Here is a 23,682-nt window from a genome sequence, read left to right on the forward strand (position 1 = left end):
CCTTAGGCTTTTGGAAAAACGTCGTCTGCTTCAGGAAGCAAATTACGTGCAACGGTCCAAGGTGCACTGGATGAATTACCTGTTCTACAATCAAGACTGGCACGAAGACATGGTCCCTAAAACGCTTCAGGAAAAGCGGGCAGCAGAACGGTTGCTTGTGAAATTTTTGAACAGTGTTTATGTAGAGGGGACTCGCGAAAAAATTTATTTGTTCGCTGAACGGTATATGGCCTCCTATTACAGAAAAATGTTAGCGAGTACAGAGTGGAGCCACAGAATGAATGGGCTTTATCGAGTCATTGATTTTCGCTTAATAGAACTTGCAGAAAACCATCTGAATAAGTGGAGCAACCGAAACGTTCGGAATGCAGAAGAAAAGTATTATTTATCTTTATTAAAGATCACTGTGGGTAGAACTACTGCTTTGGACCTTGTTAAGCAGGATGAAGTAGAGTTTTCAGAGCATCAAAATCGAGCGCTATTGTTAAAGCTGAATCAAAAAGATTTGAATTCACTGATTGACAACTACGACTATTTGCCACATGCTTCTAAGCTCGCCTTGATTGATGTAGTAGGGGAGAAAAATTATATTCAATACCAAGATTTTTTCGTTAAGCAGCTTGAAATAGAAGAACGCTCAGAGCTCCGCATTCGTATGTTGAAGTCTTTAGAACTGATGGGCTTTATACAGGATTTTCATCCGTTTGTATCTTTTCTTTCTTCTCCATTTTGGCAAGAGCGAATGCTGGCGTCTAGGATTGTGGGGATGTTTCCTTTACGTGAGAGTCAGCAATATCTTCTGCCGCTGCTAGAAGACCAAACTTGGTGGGTCCGTTCCACGGCTGCCAAAGCCATTGCTAAGCAAAAAGAGGGAATTTCGGTTTTACTAAATTATCAACTAAAGACTGAAGATCGCTTTGCAAAAGAAATTATAGATGAGCAATTACTAAAAGAGGAGGCGATTGCATTATGAGTATATGGGAAGCCATTCTAGTATTCTTCGGTAAGTTTTTGATTTTTTATATGATTGGCGTCATCATCATTTATACGCTGATGCTGATCCTCTCCTTGCTCAAATTGCGAAAAGAATACCAATTGGATAAAGAAGAACTGGATGATGACTTCCTAGCAAGTTACTATTCAAAGCCTGTGTCTATCTTGGTTCCGGCATTTAATGAAGAGAAAGGTGTAGTGGATAGCGTTCGCTCTCTACTTAGTCTCCGGTATCCGCAGTTTGAGATTATTGTAATCAATGACGGGTCAACAGATGCTACAAAAGACATCATGATTCAGTATTTTGCTATGAAAAAAATGAACCGCGTTGTCCGTAGACAGTTAGAAACAGAAGAGATACAAGAAATTTACCAGTCAACCATACATCCAAACCTAGTTCTTGTGAACAAAGTGAATGGTGGTAAAGCAGATGCGCTCAATGCAGGTATTAATGTATCCAGATTCCCTTATATCTGTTCTATAGATGGTGATTCTATTCTAGAAGAACGTTCTCTTCTCCGAATTATGAAGCCGATCGTTGCTTCTAATGGAGAGGTGATTGCAGCTGGGGGAAATGTCCGGATTGCAAATGGATTGTATGTGGAGCATGGGGCAATCTCAAGTCCAGCGCTGCCAAACAATCTTATAGTAGTCATGCAGGCGGTAGAATATTTGCGTGCCTTCTTGATGGGGCGTATTGCCCTTAGCCGATTCAACTTGGTTTTGATTATTTCAGGAGCGTTTTCTGTTTTCTCGAAGTCTTGGGTCGTACAAGCTGGTGGATATGACAAGAATACAATAGGTGAGGATATGGAATTAGTCGTCCGGTTGCATAGGGTTTTAGCAGAAAGTAAAGAAAAGAAGCGAATTGAGTTTGTTCCAGATCCGGTTTGTTGGACAGAGGTGCCTTCGAAACTCTCGGTTTTAAGAAGACAAAGAAGGCGTTGGCATCAAGGGTTGACTGAAAGTTTGTGGCGTCATAAAAGGATGACTTTGAACCCTCGCTACGGTGCCGTTGGAATGATTTCCATGCCTTACTTCTGGTTGATTGAATTTTTAGGTCCAATTATTGAAATTGGGGGCTATATCTATTTGGTCTTCGCTCTTTTTGCGGGAGATGTATACATTGAAATTGCTATTCTCCTTGCCCTATTGTTAATTTTGTATGGAAGTGTCTTCTCGATGGGCTCCGTCCTTATGGAAGCCTGGAGTGTGAATCGTTACCCACGAATTCGTGATATTTATCGCTTGCTGATCATGGCACTAACTGAAATCTTCTGGTATCGCCCGTTAACCTTATTATGGCGTCTAGAAGGACTGATTCGAACTATTTTTCGCCGTAAAGAGTGGGGGAAAATGGAACGCACCGGTTTTCAGAAGAAGGAGATCATATCATGAACCGATTTGTAGTAGTGATTTTAATAGTGGCAGGCATCTTTGGCCTGCCCTATTTGTTTTGGTTGTTCCAAGGAAACTCAGGTGTCTCTGCGTCTGAACAGACTCGAGAAGAGTTGCAAAAGTATCAAGGGATGAACTGGTATTTCAAGCATAAGAAGTGGGATGAGGATTCCCCACTTGAACTGTCACTACTTCCTGAAGACGTAACCAAGGAGGAGTGGGACGCAGCCATTGATGTTGAACAAAAAAAGAAGCTCGTTCTGGTTCAGCCTATCAATTGGTTAGGAGTACAAGATGAGCTTCTAAAAAGAGAAATCGAAGACTTTACAGGTGCTCGTTCTACAGGATGGGTCTTCCGTTATTTTGACGATTTATCGAGCTCTAACTCAGATATTCCTGAATCCACCATGGCCCTTCAAGAAAATTGGGATTACAACGGGGCAGGGTACATATTTACAAATGACCGTTTGGAAAAGGTGGTGGTCGTACCTAGTGATCAACCTTTAGAACAAGGAGTAGGCGATCAATGGACGACCAGCGACTTTCAAGGTTGGATTGAAGTGATGGACGCTTCAATTGAGGAAGAGGTCTCTTTCTGGTTCCGTCTTCCAAAAGAGGTTTCGAATCAACTTGAAGGTGTAGTGGAGGGGCAACAGCTTCCGGGAATCATTGAAAGGTCCCATCCCAAACTACACACAGCATATATGGCAGGGGACTTTCAACAATTAGAGTCTCCGCCTGGACTTTATCAGATTTTCGCCTTAACCGATGTCTATGGATTTTTCTATAAGAACAGAAGTGATGGCTTCTATTGGTCTACGTTCACAGATGAATTAGATCGGATTGTCGCGAGTGCGAAGGAATTGCCTGATGAAGTTGAAAAAAGAAATGAAGAGTTGACCTACCACTCTCGAGTGGGTGAAGATGAATTTGAAATCAAAGTAAATGATGAATGGCAAACTTTTACAGTAAAAGGAGTCAATATTGGAATGGGCGCTCCAGGCTATTTTCCTGGAGAAGCTGGCATTTCTGAAGAACAATACTACCGGTGGTTCCAACAGATTGGTGAAATGAATGCCAATTCGATCCGTGTATACACCGTACATCCTCCAGGATTTTATCGAGCACTAAAACGATACAACGAAGAACATGACACGCCACTCTACGTCTTCCACGGAGTGTGGGCAGAAGAAGAGTTGTTAGAGGAAACGCAAAATGCATTTAATGACGAGACCCAGAAACGTTTCCAAAAAGAGTATCAGGACATCGTCAATATCCTTCATGGGAACGCACGTGTGTTACCACAAGTCGGACATGCTTCAGGTACTTATGATGCAGACGTCTCAGATTATGTCATCGGTTGGATCCTGGGGATTGAGTGGTACCCTGAAATGGTCATGGGAACCAATGAAGCGAATAAAGATATTGGGGACTATGAAGGCGAATACGTCTACACAGAAGGCGCATCACCGTTTGAACATTGGCTTGCAGAGCATATGGATGATGTCATCAAATACGAGATGGACACTTACAATGAGATTCGTCCTATCAGTTTTACAAACTGGGTAACGACGGACTTATTGGACCATCCATCCGAACCACTTGAAGATGAAGACATGGTTAGTGTAAATCCAAATGTAGTTTCTTTAAAAGGAGTACTTGAAGAAGTGGGGCAGTTTGCTTCTTATCACATCTATCCCTATTACCCAGACTTCCTGAATGTAGATAAAACATACAGGGAGTATGTAGATCAAGATGGAATGAAAAATAGTTATGCAGGCTATTTGAATGACTTGAAAAAAGCTCACAAGATGCCAGTCTTAGTAGCGGAGTTCGGTATTCCTGCTTCTCGTGGGGGAACCCATGTTAACCCGTACGGGTGGAATCAAGGGAATGTGACAGAGAAGCAGCAAGGGGAAATCGTTGCGAAACTTTACCGAACCATCTTAGCGGAAGACTATTTAGGAGGACTTGTATTCAGTTGGCAGGATGAGTGGTTCAAGAGAACTTGGAATACGATGGACTATGACAATCCGGAAAGACGTCCTTATTGGTCGAACCAGCAGACAAATGAACAGCATTTTGGATTACTCAGCTTTGATTCGATGAAAGTGAAAGTAGATGGCGACTTTAAAGATTGGACCGAAGAAGACGTGTTTGCTGAAGATTCTTCTGTACAGTTACAAGTCAGTCATGATGAAGCGTATCTTTATCTGAATCTAAGGGGAATCAAAGAGACGGACCGTGCACGAATTCTACTTGATACCATCCCAAATCAAGGGAATCAAACCGTGGGTGATGTGAAGTTCCAAGAAGGAATAGACTTCCAGGTATCACTTGATGGAGAGGATTCACGCGTACTCATTGACTCCTATTACGATTTCTATCATTATTTGTACGGAAATGATCAAAAAATGATTGAACCTGTCTCAACAGGACAGAAAAATTCGGGAGATTTCACACCGATTTACTACGTACTCAATAAACAACTTTATTATCCAGAACTAAAGAAAGTAGAACCATTCCAGTTCTATGAAACAGGCAAGCTGACACGAGGAAATGGAAATCCTTCTTCACCAGAGTACAATTCTTTGGCGGATTACGAATACAGTGAAGAGGGTGTAGAAATTCGTATTCCTTGGTTGCTTCTCCAATTCCGAGATCCAAGTCGTTTAGAAGTTATCGGAGACGTCTTCCGAGACGGCGTTGAAGCAAGTGAGGTGACCGAGTCTATTGGGATTGGAGCTACTGTCGAAATGGAAGACGGCGAAGTTGTTGTCTTGCCGGGAGAAAGTCAGGAGCTGCCTCGCTACACTTGGGAGACGTGGAATATTCCTACTTTCGAAGAACGATTGAAACCATCCTATTATATTTTACAAGATGCATTTAAATGAGATAAAACTCTGATTCCGGCATGTTCGGAATCAGAGTTTATTACTAGACAAATCTATACCTAATAGGGTATTTTGTGAGTGAGGTGAAAGAAATGAAAAAACTAGCAGGTTTACTATCTCTTTTAGTGATGTTCTTAGCAGCTTGTTCTAATAATGGGGCATCCTATGAAACCATTCCACTGAATGACGTGGTTAGTCAACAAGTACAAGGAGCACTAGTCATCGATGTTCGAGAAATGGATGAATACGCAGCGGGTCATATACCTGGAGCCATGAACAAACCATTGTCAGAAATTAGTGAAGGGAATTACGAAGGGTTAGATCCTGAACAGGACTATGTCATCGTCTGCCAATCAGGAAATCGTTCTAAGCAAGCAAGTGGGATATTGGCTGAAGAGGGTTACCGAGTAACAAATGTAGAGCAAGGGATGTTAAGCTGGACAGGCGCAGTAGAGAAGTAACTCTACTACGCCTGTTTTTTAAAAATCAAATGTGATTTTTCCGTCTAAAAGCTTTAAATATGCAGAAAACGATTTCCCCTGTTTTGAGGTGAAGCCTTTCAATTTCCCGGTGCGTCCTTTCGTACATAACGTTTCAATTACAGCGGGTGACAGTTTCTTACTGGCTACCCGTAAAGGGAAGGTCTGAGTGCACCCTTCTTTGTAACGAGAGCAACCGTAAAAGCTTTTCTTTAAAACAATTTTTCCTTGTTTGCATGCAGGACAGACGATAGCCTGGCTTGCTGCTTCTTCCTCAGGTAGGGTGGCGAACTGCTTAGACTCTAAATGACTTGGGACCGTTTCAAGAGTTTGCTTGATAAATGACTCAATTTGAGACAGGAACTGCAATTCACTCGCCTCTCCGCGTCCAATCTTTTGTAGGTAACTTTCCCACTTTGCAGTCATTGCAGGACTTGCTAAGAGCGTGCCTTCTACTGACTGGCAGAGGATTCGCCCTTTTTCTGTGATCTGTACTTCGTTTTTTGTGACCTCTATATAAGCTTGTTTCTTTAACGTCTCAATAATCCCGCTTCGAGTAGCCTCTGTTCCTAATCCTTCAACTTCTTTTAAAAGAGCGGCGTCATCTTCGTCTTCCACAAACTTTCCGCAAGTTTTCATGACTTGAATCAATTGGCCCTCCGTGTACAGTTTTGGAGGTTTTGTAACGCCTTCTATGATAGCTACTGACGCTTCTACAGGTTGCGCTGTTTGAACAGCAGGCAACCAGTCTTCTTTTTCTTTTTGAGGAAAAAGCTGTTTCCAACCAAGATCTAATGGAACAGTTCCTTTTGTATAGAACAACAAGTCATTTACGCTAGTTGTAATGGTAGTTTCCTTATAAATGTAAGCAGAGTGAAACATACCGAGAGTCGTTCGGGCGACTTCCTCATAAATGTTTTTTTCTAACCCGCTTAGATTCGTATTAACGGGGATTTTTCGCGTTGGAACAATTGCATAGTGTTCTTGAACCTTGCTAGCATCTACGAAACGCTTAGATGGGGACGTGTTCAGTGGAAATGAACAGCCGGTATAGGTTTGTAGCTCTGGTGCAATTTCTTTTAAGTACTGAAACTCGGACGGTGTAATATGTCGCGTGTCCGTCCGAGGATAGGTGATCAGCTTTTTCTCATATAAATTTTGTGCAGCCTTTAATACAGCTGAAGGGCTAGCTTTCCACTTTTTATTAGCTGCTAGTTGTAGGCTCGATAACGAATGGAGCTGAGGAGGTGCTAGTCGTTTTTCTTTTTCTTGAACATCCACTACTTTCGCGGGTGTTTTCGTATTCTCCGTTATCGCGTGGTCGGAAAGGACGGTTGCGACGAGAGGAAGGTCTTTTTCTTTCACTTTAGCTTTCCCTTTGTACGTCTCTTTTCCAGTGTCAAATAGCCCTTCTATTTCGAAGAAAGGCTCCGGCTTGAAGTTCTCAATTTCTATAGCCCGCTGATAAATTAAAAATAGAGTAGGGGACTGGACACGACCGATAGAGAAAACGGTGGATACCCCTTTTTTCTTCAGTAGTATGGTATAAATCCGAGAGGCGTTCATCCCCACTAACCAATCACTTTTTTGACGAGTCCGTGCTTCTGCATAAAGATGTAAGTCTCGATCGTTGGAGTGAAGATTCGCGAATCCTTTTCGGACTTCAGTCGTTTCTAAAGAATTGATCCATAAGCGTTTTACGGGTTTGTTACGGACACCACTTAGAGTGAGGATTGAATAAAAGATGTTAGAACCTTCCCGGTCAATATCACAGGCGTTGATTAACAGAGAAGCTTCTTTCATTAGCTTGCGAACGATACTGTACTGTTCATACTTTCCTTTGGCTACTTTATATTCAAAGGTATCCGGCAAGATGGGAAGAGAAGCTAGAGTCCAGCGTGTCCATTTCGAATCATATTCTTTTGGTTCGCGAAGCTCCACTAAATGGCCGATTGCCCACGTTAAAAAAGCTCCTTGAGGAAAGAGAGGGTCAGGCAAAATTTCGTAAAAGCCTTTTTGCTTTTTGGTTTTAAAGGCATCTGCATAAGCTTTAGCTTGACTAGGTTTTTCTGCAACGATTACTGGTTTCATAAGAAGAATTCCTTTCAGGAGATAAGAATAGGGGATTGTAGGGGAACGTATGTTCATTAGTATACGTGGTAAAAATGAAATTAGCAAAAGAAAACTGCCTGAACAAGCAGGCAGTTTGGATGGTGGGCAAGTGCCCCTCTATTTATTTACGATGAGAACAAGCTTCCCTTCATCTAGCTCTCGCTCTGCGGCTTCCGCTTCTGCCTCTGTCAATCCGGCAGCGTGCATATCGCTACGAAGCTGATCTCCTCGTTTACTGAACGCGTTTTTCATAGATTTAAAGAATCCTTGCTCACTAACTCCTACTTTTTCTGTATCCAGAACGTCTGCAATATGACCTTCTCGATCTTTAGAATGTGCAAACAAATAAATGTCGTCTCGTGAATGACCTTGTGCTTCTAGTTCTTCAACCTTTTGCTTTGCTTGTACTGAGTTTTCTACTGTGTATTTCATAGCCATTGGTGAATCCCTCCAAAGTTAATCTGTCATCTAGTTTAGTTTTACCCCATTAGCAAACGAATAAACCATTTAACTTTTAAAAGCAGAGTTTTCAGATTACACTGAACAAAAGAGAAGGGAGAGTGGAATACATATGACGTTTTCGATTGTTGGATATGATGAAGAGACTAAAGAACTTGGAATAGCAGTGGCATCCAAATTTTTAGGAGTGGGAGCTGTTGTTCCTTTTGCTAAGGCTGGGGTAGGTGCTATTGCTACTCAGTCACTTGCTAATCTCTCTTATGGGGTAGAAGGTCTAGAACTTTTAGCGAAGGGACGTTCTCCACGTGAAGTTGTAGAAGAGCTCACAAAAAAAGATGACAATGCCGTTTGGAGGCAGATTGGTATAGTGGATGCGACTGGTCAAAGTGCTACATTTACCGGAGAAGACTGCTATGACTGGGCAGGCGGTAAAGCAGGAAAGAATTTTGCGATTCAAGGGAATATTTTAGTGAGTCAGCAGGTTGTTGAACAGATGGAAGCGACTTTCGAGCAGACGGAAGGACCTTTACCAGAAAGACTGCTTGCTGCTTTACTTGCTGGAGACGCGGCTGGTGGGGATAGTCGAGGTCGTCAATCAGCCGCCCTGCTAGTTGTAAAAGAGAATGGCAGTTATGGTGGGTACACGGATCGTTATATTGATTTACGTGTAGATGATCATCCAGACCCCGTGCAAGAATTGACACGCTTATTGAAATTACGTCATTTGTATTTTGAGAAGACTCGAGCGGAGGATGTAGTGGAACTGAGCGAGGCACACTATGAAAGTCTGACGAGGGATTTGCAGAAACTTTCCTATATACTAGCTGATCATTCTTCAAAAGAGGAAGTCGATCAAGCGCTGGACAAATACCATCACACAGAGAACTTTGAAGAGCGCCAGCAAGAGAGCGGCAAAATAGACCGAAGAGTTCTTGAATATCTAGAAAGTCAGGCGGCAGGTTTCGTAACGAACAAATAGCGGGTATACAGACAGTGCTAAGAAAGGATGAATGTTATGAAACCTTTAATCGGAATATCAGCAGAAATGTCGAAAAATCAAGATCACTTCTGGCTGCCGTTTGTATATGTTGAGACTATTTTAAAATATGGGGGTCTACCTCTTATGATTCCAGTCATGGGGGATGAAAACCTGGATGAGCTGTCACTTCGTCTTGATGGACTGTTTATTACGGGGGGAGAAGATATCGACCCTTCTTATTACGGAGAAGATCCCCATCTTAAACTTGGAAAGATTGCTCCTGAAATCGATCAAATGGAATCAGAACTTGTGAAACGCATGCTTGAATTAGATAAGCCTTACATCGGGGTTTGTAGAGGACTTCACATGCTGAACATCGTGCAAGGTGGCAGTATGTATCAAGATATGCATGATCAACGAGAAGAACACTCCTATTTGCATTTACAAAAAGGTCCCCGAACATATCGATCTCATGAGGTAGAGCTTGAGTTGGATTCTAAGATTGGAAAGATTCTTGGTGAAGAAAAGTTTAGAGTAAATTCCTTCCACCATCAATCTTGTAAAGATGTAGGAAGAGACTTGCGTGTTGTGGCACGTGCAACAGATGGGAATATTGAAGCAATGGAAAGTAAGACGCACTCATTTGCTTTTGGTTTTCAGTGGCATCCTGAAGAATTTGCGATGGCTGGTGATGAAACTTCAGGAAAGATTTTTGAAGCCTTTATTAAACAGGCTGTAAAGAGACGTAAAGAAATTGACGAATCGAAGAAGAGAGATCGTCAGTAATTAATTTATACTAGCAACCCCTCAATTGAGGGGTTTTTATTATGGATTTAAAAACTAAGAATGGCAAAAAAATGAACATTATATGAATGATAGCTAGATAAAAAGATTCATTAAAATAAGAAATAAAGAGAAAAATTATAGTTAAATTCTAATTTTGGTTATAAAGTCTTATTTAAAGGTATGGTCAAATATGAAAAACGGTGCTATTATTCCATTAATAGGATTCTGAAATTTCAGATATTTTGAAAGGAGCAATGTATCATGAAGGTTTTAGTGACAGGAGGGTACGGGTTTATCGGGTCGCACTTGGCAGAAAGGTTTTATAAAGAAGGCCACTCTGTGGTTATTTTAGATAACCTTTCAAATGGTGACAAAGAACGAGTAACGTTCAAGCATAAGTCGATCTTAGCTGATTGTGCGGATGAATCCTGTGATGCCTATTACAAATCCCATCGTTTTGACATGGTCATTCATTGTGCAGCTCAAACTAGCGTTCCTGTCTCCATCCAATCACCCACTAAAGACACGGAAGCGAATGTAGTTGGGCTAGTGAATATGTTAGAACTCAGTCGAAAATACCAAGTGAAGAAATTTGTCTTCTTTTCCTCTGCTGCCGTTTATGGTGAACCGACCTCATTGCCTATTCTGGAAACTGCTCCACTGAATCCATCGACTCCCTATGGTATCAACAAAATGCTTGGAGAAACTTACTGTGAAAAATGGAAGCAACTGCACGGTCTAGATACATTAGTATTCCGTCTTTCAAATGTGTATGGTCCTTATCAAGAATCATCGAATGAAAGTGGAGTGATTTCAAGATTTGTGACAGCTAGTTTAACTAACGAACCCATCACTATATATGGGGACGGAGAACAAACACGAGACTTTATCTATGTTGGAGATGTCGTTGAAGCTGTATATCGTTCTGTGATCAGTGACCTTTCTGGAACTTACAATCTCTCTTCCAATCATCAAACTAGCATACGAAATGTAATGGAACACTTGTCAGCTATTCAACCCTTTGTTTCTTTAAACACCTCCCCAGCGGTCAAGGGAGATATTCGTCATTCTTTGCTAGATAATACAAAACTAAAACGAAAAATCGACTGGACGCCAAAATATTCTTTGAATGAGGGATTAAACCTAACGTGGCATAAAGAATATGAGAGTCATAGTGAACAAAAGAAACAAACGACTAAAGCATCTGAGGCAGTTGCGAAAATTGGAAAATCGAATCGATTCGGTATGCAATTAATTGAGAATGGGGTACTTTTTGCTATCTTTTTAGTCTTAGCTCTAGTAGTGCCGACAAATCTTGTGCCGGTTGATATGTGGCTCGTTTATATTCTGTTTGCGGGGCTATTATTCGGAAAGTATCAAGCCATGATCGCCTCTGCACTAGCGGTCTCTGTAATAGCATTTACACAAGTTCAAAACGGTCGAGGGTTCACATCCTTAATAGCAGATAACTCTTTACTCGTAACGTTCTCCCTTTATCTGATTATCGGGTTTGTGGTCGGCTATATCGTTGATCGACGGAAGATTGAATTAGCTTACGCAGAAGAGGAAAAAGTGATTGCTGAAGGGAAACTAGATTTCATGACAAGTATCTACGAAGATACTCGAGAGATTAAAGATGAACTTCAAACTCAAATTCTCTATGCGGAGGATAGCATCGGAAAGGTCTACCAAGCTGTGAAAGATTTGGATTATTTAGAGCCGGAAGATGTTTTCTCGAATGCCATTGATACTTTGGAGAAATTGCTTCATCATAACCGTTTTGCTATCTATCAGGTGAGTCAAGATGGGATGTATCTGCGTCTTATGGCAAGATCCACAAGCGCTGGTTTTACACTACCTCATAGCTTGCAAACTGTGAATACTCTGTTTGGAAAAGTGATTCGTGACCAGACCGTTACCTTTAATAAGGATTTACAATCAGAAACGCCAACTTTTGCCGCACCGATTGAAATAGGAGGTAAAGTAATAGGTGTCGTCGCAGCGTACGATATTCCGTTTGAGCGACTCTCACTCTACTACAAGAATACAATTGAAATTACACTTCGGTTAATCAGTTCTGCTTTAATTCGAGCCTACCAACATATCGAAGAAGTACAGGCAGAGCGCTATGTAGAGGATACGCATGTGTTAAAACCTTTCTATTATGAAAAAATTATTGGTACGAAAGAAAAAGCAAGACAGGCTCACCAATTACCATATGTTCGGTTAGAGTTACCTGATACAGTCTCGACTGCTCAATTGAAATTGATTGAGCCTCTGTTACGTTCTAACGACTATCTAGGTAAACGGGAAAATGGAAGCTACGAATGTCTATTATCCAATACGACTGTAGAACAGGCTGAAATTGTACAAAAAAGACTGCGTCATTTTAATATCGACTCATCACCAGTCTTAGTAGGAGGCTGATCGTATGCTATGGTTTGTTATTTATTATGTAGCAGTAGTCCTCTATTCTATTATTTTGATTGTTTTAAAAAGACCCTCTGCTTTTTTGCAATTCCTTATTCTAGTGAGCGTTCCTTTTGCAGGGGTTTTACTTGTAGCTGCATTGGTGTGGAAAGGAAGAGATGCTACAGCACTTCCAGAATGGTTGATCCGAAGAGAACAAGTTCCAGAAACAGATTGGCTCATTCCAGATAAAGAGAAAGAAAAGAATATTGTTCCTTTTGCGGACGCTCTGTACTTGAATTCCAGTGTTCTGCGCAGACAATTATTGATTGATATGTTAAAAAAACAGCAACATGTCCGACAGGATGTTTTAAAACAAGCCTTGCAAAATGATGATTCTGAAACGGCTCACTATGCAGCAGTCGCAATTCAAAAAAGCAAAAGTGATACTATGCGAGCTATTCAAAAACTGGAGGAACGAGTTAAAGAATCCCCTGAAGATATCGTTCTATTCTATGAATTGAAAAATGAGTTACTGTCAGCGATTGAACTGGAATTTATTGACGAAGTGACACAGTATCAGCTTCGTCAGCGGTATATACAAGTTCTAAGGGAGATTGTTGCTATAGCTCCTACTAGAGACTTTAAAATTTATCAAGAAATTGTAGTTCAAAAAGAACTGCTCGGTGAAGTGGATGAAGAATTAGATCAGCTCAGTGAAAATGTACACACGTATTTTCCTGGTACGGAAGAAGCGTATCTGTTATCAATGAAGATTGCGTACCTTAGAAAAAATCAAACCATGCTACAAAGTGTGTTATCAAATTTACGAGCCTCTTCCATTCAACTGTCTCCTGCTGGTCTAGAAAAGCTGAGGTTCTGGATGTAAGGATGATGAGAGACTATGAAACCAACATTTGACCTAGGTAAAGGGCTGTATGTAATCAGTGCCGTGTTGATCTTAATTGCTACATTCTTAATCTTTTTAAAATCGCCATTGTTTTTTCGAGTGGCTGGTTTTCATCAAACGGATTCAGCTGTTAAAGAATATGAGTTGGACAAGCAGCAAACTGTCGACACCCTATTGTTGCATGACTCTCAAGGTGACATAGAAATAGCGCTCTATATTGAGGGTAGGCTGAAGGAAATGGCAGTCGGATATCGCCTAGAAGACTATCAAAGCCTATCGAGTTTAGAGGAGATTTCAACAGTGATTCTAGCAACAGAAGATTGGACAGGACTGGATACTACACGACTCATTGAATTTGTAGAAACGGGTGGAAATCTGGTCATTGCTGGAAGGCCGGCGCCACAATCTACTTTTCAACGGATCTATCAGCAACTTGGAATCATCGAGTATGGGGGCTTTATTGAAGCTGAAGATGTGACAGTCTTTCCCCCGTTCTTTTCCTTAGACGAAAAGTTGGAACTCTCGGGAGATGATTTTAGACAATCTTTACTCTCTGCAAGACTTCACTCTGATGCCCTAGTAGTTGCAGAAACTGGTCTTGGACAGCCTGTTCTTTGGACGTATGCTCTTGGTGAAGGAAAGGTCTACTTCTTCAATGGTGTTCTCTCAAAAGACAGCTATTACGCTCCTTTACTGACTTGGGCTTTTGCGAAAACAGCAGCGCCTATTTATCCGATTGTATATGCAGGCGCTGCCTTACTTGACGGGTTTCCTTTTCCTACTCAAACAACGCGTTTAGTTGATGGGAAATCTGAAAAAAATTATTATCGCCAAGACTGGTGGCTCCAAATGCAGAGCCTTGAAGCAAAGTTTGACTTGAATTACACAGCAGCAGCTATCTATCCAGCAGATCTTGGGGAAGTGAACAGCTATGATCAAGAGCTCGAGTTGTATACTCGAGAGCTCGTGCTACTTGGAGGGGAATTGGGAGCTAGGGAATATGAGGATTTAAGTGTTGAGTTGCCGAGGCTGAAACAGGCAGTGGGAAATTACCCGATTATCAGCGTTCTTGATGAAGAGGAAATAAGAACTCCACTACCTGTGTCACCGACTAATCAAACACTTTGGGAATCACTGAGTGAAGCTTTTCTATATGGGACTCAAGTCACCTCATTTTCTCCCTACGCCATTTATGGAGATGAGCGAGATGTCCAAATGTGGAGGGACGTGACAGACTTTCTCGATTCTATACAAGAGACCTATGATGTCCCGTATGTGCCGTATAGTGAGATGTCAAAAAGGAAGCAGCAATGGGAGCAGAATGATTACGTTATTGACAAGCAAGGGAATGAGCTGAACGTTACTCTACGGTATTTCACAGATCATACCTATTTCCACTTTGTAACTGCAGATAAAATCACTGCAACTAGTAATTGTGAAATTACAAAGATAGGTGAACAGTTTTATCTAGTGCGTGCCTTGGGTCCCCAGTTTTCAATTGAAACGGAGTGATGACCATGAGAATCTGTGTATTTGTTGAAGGAGCCTACCCTCGAACAACCGGAGGGGTCTCGAGTTGGCTACAGTATATGATGGAACAGCTGCCACACCATCAATTCATCGTCTTTTCGATTGCACCAAAACAGCGAGAAGAGTTAACCGTGAAGTATCCGCCTCCGCCGAACCTAGTAGAGCTAAAAGAGATCTATCTAGAAGGTTATTTAGACACGGAGCCTACCCATAACAAACGCTACAAATTAACACATGACGAAAAGCAGGCTATTTATCAACTGATTGCAGGAGAGCCGACAGATTGGACGGCGTTGTTTGATCTTTTCAGAAAAGACCGAATCGATTCGATTCCAGATTTTCTTGTCAGTAAGGATTTTTACGATATTGTTTATGAACTATGCTCAGAACGTTTTCCTTATGTTCCGTTCACGGATATGTTTTGGTCTTTACGGTCTATGTTGCTCCCGTTGTTCGTGGCGTTAGATCAAGATATCCCAGAAGCCGATATCTACCATTCTGTATCTACTGGGTATGCAGGTGTCTTAGGAAGTGCTGCCAAGCACCGTTATCAAAAACCTTTGATTTTGACAGAACACGGCATCTATACACGGGAACGTGAGGAAGAAATCATCAAAGCGCGATGGATTCAAGGATATTTTAAAGATATTTGGATTCACTATTTTTACAATTTATCTTCTTGCACGTATACGTATGCCGATACCGTGACTTCTCTATTTGAGAAGAACCGAAGAATACAAATGGATCTAGGGTGTCCTCCAGAAAAAACGAAGGTCATTGAAAATGGGGTGGACATTGCTAGATACGGTAGTGTCACACGAAAACGAAAACCAGGATTCCATGTAGGTGCAGTGGTACGAATTGTTCCAATCAAGGACATTAAAACCATGTTACAAAGTTTTGCACGAGTACAACAGATGCTTCCAGAAAGTCATTTTTACTTGATTGGTCCTAATGATGAGGATAAGGAGTACTACGAAGAGTGTTTGCTGTTAGGGGAAGCGCTCTCCATTAAAAACCTTCACTACACGGGTAATGCTGATGTGCGCACCTATTTTGAGTTTATAGATGTGCTCGTTCTCTCAAGTATTAGCGAAGGGCAGCCATTAGTTATTTTAGAGGCCTTTGCTGCAGGAATTCCTGTTGTAGCAACAGATGTAGGAGCTTGCCGAGAGTTGATCGAGGGAGCTCACGACGAGTTTGGTCATGCTGGGGCTGTTGTGCCTTTAATGCATTATCAACAGATGGCACATCAAATCACACGAATCCTACAATCACCAGAGCTTCAAATCACATATGGATTGGCAGGGAAAGAACGAGTGCGTGCACGTTATCGTATCGATCAAATGATTGAAAACTATGACAAACTGTATTTGTCACAGGAGGTGAAGACGGATGGCCGGAATAGGATTTCAGCTGAAGGAGCTCTATGACCAATCGAACTTTTTAGGTCAGATTCGCGCCATGAGCTTTTCGGCAATTGTCGCAACGGGACCTATGTTTTTGACGATTCTCCTAATCACTGTTGTTCGTGAATGGCTTTTAGTTTTAGGCACCCCACAAGGTGAAGTCTTGTTATTTATGTCCACAACTCAATATGCTTTCATTTTTTCTCAGCTCTTAACTGGTGGTTTTTTATTTATCATTTCTAGATATGTAGCCGATCAGACGTTTTTAGAGCAAGAGACAAAGGTGCTTTCTTCTTTATATGGCCTATTAGCTGTTACCTTTGCTATTGGCTTTGTAGTAACACTGCTATTTTACTGGAACTCGCCTCTGCCTTTTGCGTTTAAGTTCGTGTCTTACTTGTTCTTTGTTGAACTGATTGGGATTTGGATTTTATCCATGTATGTATCCGCTCTGAAAGATTACAAGAGAATCATCATCAGTTACGCAGCAGGAATCGTAGCGAGCTTTGTACTAAGTTGGATTTTCATACAACTGTTTTCCTGGAATACGGCTTTTGCGATGCTCGTGTCTTTGGCGGTTGGTTTCGGTATTGTCTATCTGATGCTGTTCCGTTATGTAAAACATTATTTTATGGTAGATGATAAAAATTACTTTGATTTTCTGCGTTACTTGGAAAAATATCCGTTACTCTTTGGTATCGGCTTCTTTTATTACCTAGGGCTTTATGGACATAGCTTTATTTTGTGGATGAGTGACTACCAATTAGTTATCGCCGATACGTTCGCGATTGCACCATTTTATGATGTTCCCATTTTCTACGCCTACTTAAGCATTTTGCCGGCGCTTGTGCTATTTATGGTCACCATAGAAACAAAGTTTTATGTCACTTATAAAAAGTACTACAGCCGAATTTTGAATGGATCTTCGCTCTCTGAAATTGAAAATGCAAAGCGTGAAATGTTCCGTGTATTGCGTCTAGAGTTATTGTTCTTAGCGCAAATTCAGTTACTGGTAGTCTTAGTCGCGATTTTCTTGGGCTTAACCCTGCTGCCATCTATTGGACTCACTCAAGGCCAACTGGACATTTTTGTCTATGCAGTGATAGGAAGTTGGTTTATCGGGCTGCTGATTAACTTGTTTATGCTCATGCTGTATTTCGATGAACGTCAAAGTGCCTTCATAGCAATGCTGACATTTAGTGGGGTAACTATTGCAATGACCGTCATTTCTATCTATACATGGGTACCACTTGGTACTAACTTGTTCATTGGAGGAGCAGTTGCTCTATTAGCGGCATTAGTAATTATGACCAAGAATTTAAACAATATTGATTATGCAACATTTTGTACACAGCCGATTATTCAAAAAGATCAACCAACATTTATTGAACGCTATTTAGTAAAGCAACGGTAACAGGAGGTGAGGGAGATGAAGATTTTGCAAGCTGTGGGTGTTGTGCTGGCATTAATCGGGGTATTCGTTGGCCTTACTTGGTTGCAAAATGAGTTGACGCCTTCTTTACAGCAAGATAACGGCGTCGCCGAAGAAGCTCCCTCCACTTCTGAACAATACGCTGAGCCGACATCAACACGACTAATAGAAGATAAAACGATTTATGACAAATTTCAATTTGATCGCCTCGAACATGTGTACATTACTATCTTCAATCAAGATGAAGTGGTGGAAAACGATATCACATTTCGCGAACTCGATGAGTCCTACAAGCAATTTACGCACCTTGAAGGAGGCCCGGATCTTCAGATTTTATTTCAAGTAGGGGATGAAGAGGGGCCATCAGGATCAGCATTTACAAAAGGGATTGATAAGACGAATGCAACCATTGAACTCAGAGGGCGATCTAGTCGGTTGTCTCCTCAAAAATCTTACAAAATTCGTTTAAAAGATTCTGCGGGTCTTTGGTATGGGCAAAGTGTCTTAAACTTGAACAAACATCATGGAGATCGGACTCGTGTTCGTAACAAATTGGCTTTTGATTATTTTACAAAACTACCTGATATTATTAGTTTACGAACAACGTTTGTTGAGTTGCATGTAAAAGATCAAACACAAGATTCTCAAAATGAAGAATTTGAGAGTTATGGACTGTACACTCATGTAGAGCAATTAAATGAAGAAGCTCTGGCGGCTCGGAAATTAAATTCAGGAGGCCAGTTGTATAAAATAGAAAACTTTGAATTTCTAAGATATCCTGAAGCGCTTAAACTTGCAGATGATCCTACTTATGATAAGGAGGCATTTGAGCGCATACTTGGCATCAGCGGTAGTGAAGATCATACACCGCTATTAGAAATGTTAGATGCTGTAAATGATCCTAATGCCAATTTTGATCAGGTGTTTGAAACGTATTTTGACAGAGACAATTATCTAACCTTCTTAGCTATCAATTTTCTTTTTGGGAACTATGATACAATGGCTTCAAATTATTATCTCTATCATCCTCTGAATCAATCGAAATGGTATTTAATTCCATGGGACTTTGATGGGGCACTCGGTCGAGACCTTGAAAGGGTAAATGACAGACCTATGTGGCAAGGAGGAGTAGCACGTTACTGGGGAACCTCCCTTCACAGACGTTTTTTAAGGAATACAAAAAATATTGAAGATTTAAAAACCAAAATTGAAGAACTAGAAACAATCATTACAACTGAACAAACTACAGAGTTTTTAGATGCATACTATCCAGTAGTTAACAAATATATCAATCAGCGACCAGATATACGTTACTTAGATATCGAGGTCAGTCAGTTTGAGACGTACTATTCAGATTTGTATGCTGCGATTGATGTTTCTAAAGACCGAACTCTCGCATCTTTAGACTATCCAATGCCTATTTTTTTGCATCACGAGAGTCAAGGTGAAGAAGAAGTATTTACTTGGGATGCATCGTTTGATCTTCAAAATGAACAATTGAGTTATCGTGTCCAACTAAGTAAGACTCCTACTATGGAAAATCTGTTGCACAATGAAGAAAATACCAATTTTGAATTAAGGCTTCCTAAGTTAGAGAGAGGACGTTATTATTTCCGGGTTTTAATTGAAGATACTAGTGGTCATCAGCAAATTCCATTTGATTTTTATGTGGATCAATCAAGAATTCGTTATTGGGGTGTCAAAGAAGTTATTGTACGGTAAGGGGGAATTTCTCTGAAAACTTTTCGGCATGAGAATAAGTACTACATCCATTCGCGGGACTATCATGTGTTGCGCCAGAAACTAAAGCAAGTCTTACCGAATGATGAAAATAGCATTAATGAAGAAGGGTACTTAATCAGAAGCTTGTACTTTGACAATCTCTTTGACGCGGACTTGTTTCAAAAACACTATGGAATCTTTAGGCGAAAAAAATTCCGCATCCGGATTTATAATCATTCGGATGCGGTCATTAAATTAGAACGGAAAAGTCGGCAAGGTGAGTATATTTTGAAGACTTCCATTCCGATTACGCGAAATGAGTATGAACGAATCATGCAACAAGACTATGATTTTTTAAAAGAACGAGAGGATGAGCTTGCACAGGAGTTTTATGTGTTTCTACAAGGCGAATTCATGAGGCCCCGTGTTATTGTCGATTATGTTCGTGAAGCCTATAAATCCGATATTAGTAATGTCCGAATTACATTTGATAAAGAATTAAGCTTTGTGACAAATACGATGGACATTTTTGATGCAAGTGCTATAACTGAGGAAGTCATCTCTTATCCAAAAATGATTTTAGAAGTAAAATACGATCACTTTTTACCGGATCACATTCGCCAAATGATTCAGTTAGATGCTCATCAAAGGTCGGCTATCTCGAAGTACGTACTCTGTCGGATGGCCTCCATTCAGTATCACGGATTTTAGGGGGAAGATGTCATGGCGGCTACTACTGGAACAGATCAACAAACCAACTTTACAGATATTCTGAGAAATAGTTTTATTGAAGATTTTGCTATGGACTCATTATCGATTATTGATATTCTACTAAGTTTGACGATGGCTTTTGGAGTCGGCTTGTTTATTTATTTTGTTTACCGCATTACGTATAGGGGTGTTCTCTACAGTCCAACATTTAATGGAACCCTCCTAATGATGACCATGATCACCTGTTTGATCATCATGACCATCAGTACCAATATTGTTCTCTCACTTGGGATGGTTGGAGCCCTGAGTATTGTCCGTTTCCGGACAGCTATCAAAGATCCGCTTGATATTGTTTTTATGTTTTGGGCGATTGCCTCAGGAATTTCAAGTGGGGCAGGATTATACTTACTTACGATTATTGGAGCAGTTGTCATTGGAGCCATCATTTTTGTTATATCTCGTAAAAAACATACGGATACGATGTATTTATTGGTGATTCACTACACCGAAGAAGCAAATGATGAAGTGAAGCGAGCGTTGCAGAAACTCAATTATGAGTTGAAATCAAAAATTGTTCGTAAAGGAGCGGTCGAGCTGACAGCTGAAATCCGGCTGAAGATTGACAACACCAGCTTTTTGAACGAACTGGTGGAGACAGAAGGCGTTCGTGACGCTTCCTTAGTAAAATACAATGGCGATTATGCTGTATAAAAAGATATCAGGAACAGAATCTAGCAAAGGCAGTTTCTCAAAAGGGAAACTGCCTTTAGTATTTTGTATAGTGTGCAGGAGAAATGTTCCGATTCATGTAATCAAGTTGCGCCTCCTAGAAATCCCCGCAAAATACCGACGCGTCTCATGAAGCCAAGAGCGCTTCACAAGCCACGTCGGTATTTTACAAGATTTCTGGAAAGTCGGCTCCACATCTAGAGTAATCGAGTTGCATAAGCTAGAAGTCTTCTTGCTGAGAGTGCTCGGAAAAGAAACGCTTATCTGTGGGAGCGGCCATCAGAATCCTTTTTTTTGTGTAGCTAGTTTCACCTGAGAAACCATTTTCCTGGGGGAGAACCTCAAAGCCTCCTCGTCGCAGGCTCCTGTGGGGTCTCCGAGAACCTCATGATACCCTAGGAAAAAGGCCTCTCAGGTTCAAAAACAAGTATCTATCAGAATTTAATTTTCAAGAAGCGAAAAAGCGTGCCGTAGATCTTGGGGCTGTTTCCTGAAGGATCAGGTCGATGCCGGATATCACCCGTGTCGCTTCACCCGTGAAGCGATTGGGAAGATTCGGCACGGCCCTTTTGGAAACAGCCCCAAGTCAGGCACGATTTTAGCAATAAAGTAGCGTTTTCCACATATACTACTTTCTATAAGTAGGAAACCCGAGATTGCGACTCAGCTTTTCCGCGTTATCTGTACGGACTTCCGCCAATAACCGTAAGGTCTTTTGATGATGAGCTTTTAAAAGTGAATAAAACCAGTTTTGAGCCCATTTGCTCTCTGCAAGTGTCTGGTCATCAAAATTCTCCCACAGAATGGCATCGATATATGGCTTGCCTCGTGCTTCATAAGATTCAAAGCCTCTATTTTGGACGATCCCTAGTCCAAGTGCACTTACTTGTTTCAACACAGATTCGTAGGCTTGTAAATAGCTCTCATGTTCAGGGGTATCGGAGAAATAGTGATAGAGATCGTCGGCTGTATCAAAGAACACACCGTCAATTCCTTTTGATTGTTGCTCTTCTTGTATTTTCGTGAGAAGGATTTGTTGATAATGGACTTCCCGGACATCCATTATATAAGTATCCCATTCTTCCACGTAGATTCTTTGTTCGTTTTGTAAGGCATAATCACTTTCTTGAACTTGAGTTGTGATGGCAGTGTTCCAACTTTCAAGCTGCATCAGACTGGTATAGCCGTAGACTAGAGTGCCACTCGCTTGAATTTCTTGTATCTGCTCTTTGGAAAATGCATGAACCGCCAAGATGGCCAAATCTACAGATTTCAACTCATTCATAACAGAATCGGTAGGATGGTCGTAATAAAACATAAAGCTGCGTACCGGTGTCAAAGGGCTCCTTAGCGAAGGGAGCAACCAAGACATCAACCAACCAGTCAAGATGAGAAGAAGGATGGGGAGCGTGCGTTTCATGCGTTCACCTCACAAATTCAGTCTTTTGGATGAGAGTATATGGAAAGCAATTCACTTCTCAATCTAGTATTATAATAGAGACACTAGAAAGAAGGAAGTGATCCTCATGGACGCTGTATCACAATTTAAACAAGCGATGGGCAACTATCCGACAGGAGTCACAGTTGTTACAGCACAGGATGCAGATGGCAATCCAATCGGTATGACCGTGAATTCGTTTGCTTCAGTATCCATCGATCCATTATTGATTTTATGGTCTATCGATAAAAAAGCATTTCATTTTGACGCTTTTACAAAAGCCACGACATTCAATGTTAATATTCTAGCTGCAGATCAAGGTGAGTTGTGCATGTTGTTTGCAAGTCGTGTGGATGATCGCTTCTCGAAATGCGAGTGGCAACCAGGCAACAATGGAGTGGCTGTGCTGAACGATGTGGCTTCGCAGCTTGAGTGCAAGCTTCACAACGCGGTTGATGCCGGCGATCATGTGATATTGATTGGAGAGGTAACAGAAATTCGCAATGAAGAGAAAGAACCGTTATTGTACCATAAGCGCTTGTTTGGAAAGATTCCTGAAGCGTTTTATCAACAAGGATAAGTACCGCCTGTCACGTTTGACGTGGCAGGTTTTTTTATGCTTTAAGCTTGTTTTTCTTCCAGCGGCGCTTCCTCCATAAAACCACAAAATAGATCAACACTGCCGCAATGGCGATTCCAAATAGAGAGAACTGTTCTGTAGTTGCTTCTAAAACTCCTTCTGAAACTAAGGCTAATAAGAAGAAAAAGATCATATTGCCGAGGGTTGTAGCGAGAATAAAGGGAAGAAAGCGAATGTGACTGATTCCTGCTGCTAAATTTACCAAGCTAGTTGGGATGAAAGGGATGATTCGTGCTTGGAATACATACAAAAAACTGTTGGCTTCAATAGATTCCATGATGTGCTTTGGGATTTTTCGAGCAATCAGATCGTCTATAGCATAGCGGACAGCATAAAATACTATGGCTGAAGAAAGGATACTGGCTATCCAGCTCCACAGAAAGCCTAATGGAAGTCCGTAAATAAGTACGTTCATCGAGATGACGAGTAGAAGAGGGAAGATGGTAAAGGAATGTTGGATCAACATAATTAGAAAAGTGAGAAATAAAGTCATGATCCAGTTGCGTTCTAGATAGGCTTGTGCGCTGTCTAAGTCGCCAGCATATAAATGGCGGAATAAATCAAAATGCATGTAAAGAAGGACAGCGAAGAGCAGTCCAATCGATATAACTACCATCCATTTTTTCATAGGATTCTCACCTCTCTAGTCCCT

Annotated in this window: 19 protein-coding genes; 15 read left to right on the forward strand and 4 right to left on the reverse strand. The window is 41.1% G+C overall.

All coding sequences use genetic code 11. The features are described from left to right. Nucleotides 1-46 precede the first annotated feature (46 nt). From CQS04_RS06210 to CQS04_RS06225, 4 genes are all read left to right on the forward strand, one after another. A complete protein-coding gene (locus tag CQS04_RS06210; protein WP_165775469.1) occupies nucleotides 47-973 on the forward strand; it encodes a HEAT repeat domain-containing protein in 927 nt (308 codons plus the stop codon). Next, nucleotides 970-2,391, forward strand: coding sequence for a glycosyltransferase family 2 protein (locus CQS04_RS06215; RefSeq protein ID WP_100353302.1), 1,422 nt, complete (start codon nucleotides 970-972; stop codon nucleotides 2,389-2,391). The genes CQS04_RS06210 and CQS04_RS06215 overlap by 4 nt, the downstream gene beginning before the upstream one ends. Further along, a complete protein-coding gene (locus CQS04_RS06220) occupies nucleotides 2,388-5,285 on the forward strand; it encodes a glycoside hydrolase family 113 protein (protein WP_100353303.1) in 2,898 nt (965 codons plus the stop codon). The genes CQS04_RS06215 and CQS04_RS06220 overlap by 4 nt, the downstream gene beginning before the upstream one ends. A gap of 92 nt (nucleotides 5,286-5,377) precedes the next feature. Further along, nucleotides 5,378-5,746 carry a rhodanese-like domain-containing protein gene (locus CQS04_RS06225; protein ID WP_100353304.1) on the forward strand — a complete coding sequence of 123 codons (369 nt, stop codon included), beginning with the start codon at nucleotides 5,378-5,380 and terminating at the stop codon, nucleotides 5,744-5,746. Nucleotides 5,747-5,764: 18 nt separating this feature from the next. On the opposite strand, the gene CQS04_RS06230 is transcribed toward CQS04_RS06225, so the two are convergent. After that, on the reverse strand, nucleotides 5,765-7,855 hold the full coding sequence (locus tag CQS04_RS06230) for a type IA DNA topoisomerase (RefSeq protein ID WP_100353305.1): 2,091 nt from the start codon (nucleotides 7,853-7,855) through the stop codon (nucleotides 5,765-5,767). A 138-nt stretch (nucleotides 7,856-7,993) separates the two neighbouring features. Next, the gene (locus CQS04_RS06235; RefSeq protein WP_100353306.1) at nucleotides 7,994-8,314 is read right to left on the reverse strand and encodes a YflT domain-containing protein; all 321 of its coding nucleotides are present in this window, start codon (nucleotides 8,312-8,314) and stop codon (nucleotides 7,994-7,996) included. Between the two features lie 133 nt (nucleotides 8,315-8,447). On the opposite strand from CQS04_RS06235, the gene CQS04_RS06240 reads away from it, so the two are divergent. The 10 genes from CQS04_RS06240 (at nucleotide 8,448) to CQS04_RS06285 (ending at nucleotide 20,934) form a co-directional block, all read left to right on the forward strand. After that, nucleotides 8,448-9,314, forward strand: coding sequence for a DUF1028 domain-containing protein (locus CQS04_RS06240; RefSeq protein WP_100353307.1), 867 nt, complete (start codon nucleotides 8,448-8,450; stop codon nucleotides 9,312-9,314). A 36-nt stretch (nucleotides 9,315-9,350) separates the two neighbouring features. Continuing rightward, nucleotides 9,351-10,100 carry a gamma-glutamyl-gamma-aminobutyrate hydrolase family protein gene (locus tag CQS04_RS06245; protein ID WP_100353308.1) on the forward strand — a complete coding sequence of 250 codons (750 nt, stop codon included), beginning with the start codon at nucleotides 9,351-9,353 and terminating at the stop codon, nucleotides 10,098-10,100. A 261-nt stretch (nucleotides 10,101-10,361) separates the two neighbouring features. Then, on the forward strand, nucleotides 10,362-12,527 hold the full coding sequence (locus CQS04_RS06250; RefSeq protein WP_100353309.1) for an NAD-dependent epimerase/dehydratase family protein: 2,166 nt from the start codon (nucleotides 10,362-10,364) through the stop codon (nucleotides 12,525-12,527). 4 nt (nucleotides 12,528-12,531) lie between these two features. Further along, nucleotides 12,532-13,398, forward strand: coding sequence for a hypothetical protein (locus tag CQS04_RS06255; RefSeq protein ID WP_100353310.1), 867 nt, complete (start codon nucleotides 12,532-12,534; stop codon nucleotides 13,396-13,398). Nucleotides 13,399-13,413: 15 nt separating this feature from the next. Beyond that, nucleotides 13,414-14,931 carry a DUF2194 domain-containing protein gene (locus CQS04_RS06260; protein WP_100353311.1) on the forward strand — a complete coding sequence of 506 codons (1,518 nt, stop codon included), beginning with the start codon at nucleotides 13,414-13,416 and terminating at the stop codon, nucleotides 14,929-14,931. Between the two features lie 5 nt (nucleotides 14,932-14,936). Continuing rightward, complete coding sequence (pelF, locus tag CQS04_RS06265) at nucleotides 14,937-16,382, forward strand: GT4 family glycosyltransferase PelF (protein ID WP_100353312.1); 1,446 nt, start codon at nucleotides 14,937-14,939, stop codon at nucleotides 16,380-16,382. Continuing rightward, nucleotides 16,345-17,772 (forward strand): exopolysaccharide Pel transporter PelG, encoded by a 1,428-nt coding sequence (gene pelG / locus CQS04_RS06270; protein ID WP_100353313.1) that lies wholly within the window; start codon nucleotides 16,345-16,347, stop codon nucleotides 17,770-17,772. Before pelF ends, pelG begins: the two co-directional genes overlap by 38 nt. Nucleotides 17,773-17,787: 15 nt before the next feature. Next, nucleotides 17,788-19,512, forward strand: a complete 1,725-nt coding sequence (locus CQS04_RS06275) for a CotH kinase family protein (RefSeq protein ID WP_100353314.1) — start codon at nucleotides 17,788-17,790, stop codon at nucleotides 19,510-19,512. A gap of 12 nt (nucleotides 19,513-19,524) precedes the next feature. Continuing rightward, nucleotides 19,525-20,223: a polyphosphate polymerase domain-containing protein gene (locus CQS04_RS06280; protein WP_281257844.1), complete on the forward strand. Its 699-nt coding sequence runs from the start codon at nucleotides 19,525-19,527 to the stop codon at nucleotides 20,221-20,223. 12 nt (nucleotides 20,224-20,235) lie between these two features. Beyond that, nucleotides 20,236-20,934 carry a DUF4956 domain-containing protein gene (locus CQS04_RS06285; protein WP_100353316.1) on the forward strand — a complete coding sequence of 233 codons (699 nt, stop codon included), beginning with the start codon at nucleotides 20,236-20,238 and terminating at the stop codon, nucleotides 20,932-20,934. A gap of 646 nt (nucleotides 20,935-21,580) precedes the next feature. Here CQS04_RS06285 and CQS04_RS06290 read toward each other — a convergent pair. Continuing rightward, entirely contained in the window at nucleotides 21,581-22,372 is a 792-nt protein-coding gene (locus tag CQS04_RS06290) for an endo alpha-1,4 polygalactosaminidase (RefSeq protein WP_100353317.1), read from the reverse strand. A 106-nt stretch (nucleotides 22,373-22,478) separates the two neighbouring features. On the opposite strand from CQS04_RS06290, the gene CQS04_RS06295 reads away from it, so the two are divergent. Continuing rightward, entirely contained in the window at nucleotides 22,479-22,970 is a 492-nt protein-coding gene (locus CQS04_RS06295) for a flavin reductase family protein (RefSeq protein ID WP_100353318.1), read from the forward strand. A 34-nt stretch (nucleotides 22,971-23,004) separates the two neighbouring features. On the opposite strand, the gene CQS04_RS06300 is transcribed toward CQS04_RS06295, so the two are convergent. After that, entirely contained in the window at nucleotides 23,005-23,658 is a 654-nt protein-coding gene (locus CQS04_RS06300) for a TVP38/TMEM64 family protein (RefSeq protein ID WP_100353319.1), read from the reverse strand. Nucleotides 23,659-23,682 lie beyond the last annotated feature (24 nt).

The organism is Chryseomicrobium excrementi (assembly GCF_002798305.1).
Taxonomy (GTDB): domain Bacteria; phylum Bacillota; class Bacilli; order Bacillales_A; family Planococcaceae; genus Chryseomicrobium; species Chryseomicrobium excrementi.

Excerpts from the sequence above, each read along its gene's own strand:
- CQS04_RS06215 (WP_100353302.1), top strand. The coding sequence starts at position 970 with ATGAGTATATGGGAAGCCATTCTAGTATTCTTCGGTAAGTTTTTGATT.
- CQS04_RS06220 (WP_100353303.1), top strand. The coding sequence starts at position 2,388 with ATGAACCGATTTGTAGTAGTGATTTTAATAGTGGCAGGCATCTTTGGC.
- CQS04_RS06225 (WP_100353304.1), top strand. The coding sequence starts at position 5,378 with ATGAAAAAACTAGCAGGTTTACTATCTCTTTTAGTGATGTTCTTAGCA.
- CQS04_RS06230 (WP_100353305.1), bottom strand. The coding sequence starts at position 7,855 with ATGAAACCAGTAATCGTTGCAGAAAAACCTAGTCAAGCTAAAGCTTAT.
- CQS04_RS06235 (WP_100353306.1), bottom strand. The coding sequence starts at position 8,314 with ATGGCTATGAAATACACAGTAGAAAACTCAGTACAAGCAAAGCAAAAG.
- CQS04_RS06240 (WP_100353307.1), top strand. The coding sequence starts at position 8,448 with ATGACGTTTTCGATTGTTGGATATGATGAAGAGACTAAAGAACTTGGA.
- CQS04_RS06245 (WP_100353308.1), top strand. The coding sequence starts at position 9,351 with ATGAAACCTTTAATCGGAATATCAGCAGAAATGTCGAAAAATCAAGAT.
- CQS04_RS06250 (WP_100353309.1), top strand. The coding sequence starts at position 10,362 with ATGAAGGTTTTAGTGACAGGAGGGTACGGGTTTATCGGGTCGCACTTG.
- CQS04_RS06255 (WP_100353310.1), top strand. The coding sequence starts at position 12,532 with ATGCTATGGTTTGTTATTTATTATGTAGCAGTAGTCCTCTATTCTATT.
- CQS04_RS06260 (WP_100353311.1), top strand. The coding sequence starts at position 13,414 with ATGAAACCAACATTTGACCTAGGTAAAGGGCTGTATGTAATCAGTGCC.
- pelF (WP_100353312.1), top strand. The coding sequence starts at position 14,937 with ATGAGAATCTGTGTATTTGTTGAAGGAGCCTACCCTCGAACAACCGGA.
- pelG (WP_100353313.1), top strand. The coding sequence starts at position 16,345 with ATGGCCGGAATAGGATTTCAGCTGAAGGAGCTCTATGACCAATCGAAC.
- CQS04_RS06275 (WP_100353314.1), top strand. The coding sequence starts at position 17,788 with ATGAAGATTTTGCAAGCTGTGGGTGTTGTGCTGGCATTAATCGGGGTA.
- CQS04_RS06285 (WP_100353316.1), top strand. The coding sequence starts at position 20,236 with ATGGCGGCTACTACTGGAACAGATCAACAAACCAACTTTACAGATATT.
- CQS04_RS06290 (WP_100353317.1), bottom strand. The coding sequence starts at position 22,372 with ATGAAACGCACGCTCCCCATCCTTCTTCTCATCTTGACTGGTTGGTTG.
- CQS04_RS06295 (WP_100353318.1), top strand. The coding sequence starts at position 22,479 with ATGGACGCTGTATCACAATTTAAACAAGCGATGGGCAACTATCCGACA.
- CQS04_RS06300 (WP_100353319.1), bottom strand. The coding sequence starts at position 23,658 with ATGAAAAAATGGATGGTAGTTATATCGATTGGACTGCTCTTCGCTGTC.